The 1,222-nt window shown below is 60.2% G+C and carries 1 protein-coding gene; it reads right to left on the minus strand.

Annotated elements, in window-relative coordinates:
- Nucleotides 1–2: 2 nt before the first annotated feature.
- Entirely contained in the window at nucleotides 3–1,205 is a 1,203-nt protein-coding gene (gene tuf / locus A6M21_RS06420) for an elongation factor Tu (protein ID WP_066667126.1), read from the minus strand.
- Nucleotides 1,206–1,222: the final 17 nt, after the last annotated feature.

The raw sequence follows: 1,222 nt of genomic DNA on the forward strand, positions 1-1,222 counted from the left end.
CGCTACTCGATCACCGAGGTGACCACGCCGGCGCCCACGGTGCGGCCGCCTTCGCGAATGGCGAAGCGCAGTCCTTCTTCGATGGCAATCGGGGTGATCAGTTTGATGTCCACGCGGATGTTGTCCCCGGGCATGACCATCTCCACTCCTTCCGGCAGGGTGATCACGCCGGTGACGTCGGTGGTTCTAAAGTAGAACTGCGGCCGGTAGCCGTTGAAGAACGGGGTGTGCCGCCCGCCTTCCTCCTTGGTCAGCACGTATACTTCCGCGTTGAAGTGGGTGTGCGGTTTGATGCTGCCCGGTTTGGCCAGCACCTGGCCGCGTTCGATCTCTTTGCGGTCCACGCCACGCAGCAGGCAGCCGATATTGTCCCCCGCTTCGCCCCGGTCCAGAATCTTGCGGAACATTTCCACCCCTGTGACTACGGTCTTGCGCGGCTTTTCGTTCAAACCGACGATTTCCACTTCTTCGCCCACTTTGACCGCTCCCCGCTCCACCCGGCCGGTAGCCACCGTGCCCCGCCCGGTGATGCTGAAAACGTCTTCCACCGGCATCAAAAACGGTTTGTCGATGTCCCGTTCCGGAGTGGGAATGTAGCTGTCCACGGCGTCCATCAGTTCCCAGATCGATTTGCACCATTCGCAGTCCCGCTTGCCGCAGCCGCATTCCAACGCTTTTAGAGCCGAACCGGTGATGATCGGTATTTCATCCCCGGGAAATTCATAGGCCGAAAGCAACTCCCGCACTTCCATGTCCACCAGTTCGAGCAGTTCCGGGTCATCCACCATGTCGGCCTTGTTCAGGTAAACTACGATGTAGGGTACGCCAACCTGCCGGGCCAGCAGGATGTGCTCACGGGTCTGCGGCATCGGGCCGTCCGCCGCCGATACCACCAGAATCGAGCCGTCCATCTGCGCCGCGCCGGTGATCATGTTCTTTACGTAGTCGGCGTGGCCCGGGCAGTCCACGTGCGCGTAGTGCCGGTTGTCCGTTTCATATTCTACGTGCGCGGTGTTGATGGTGATGCCCCGCTCACGCTCTTCCGGCGCGTTGTCGATTTCGTCGTATTTTTTTACCGCCGCTTTGCCCACGGTGGCCAGTATGGTCGTGATCGCCGCGGTCAGGGTGGTCTTCCCGTGATCCACGTGTCCGATCGTGCCGATGTTTACGTGCGGTTTGGTCCGCTCAAATTTGGCCTTGGCCATGTCTTTTTTCTCCTCCT

Source organism: Desulfotomaculum copahuensis (assembly GCF_001655685.1).
In the GTDB taxonomy this organism is placed as follows: Bacteria; Bacillota; Desulfotomaculia; order Desulfotomaculales; family Desulfovirgulaceae; genus Desulfotomaculum_G; species Desulfotomaculum_G copahuensis.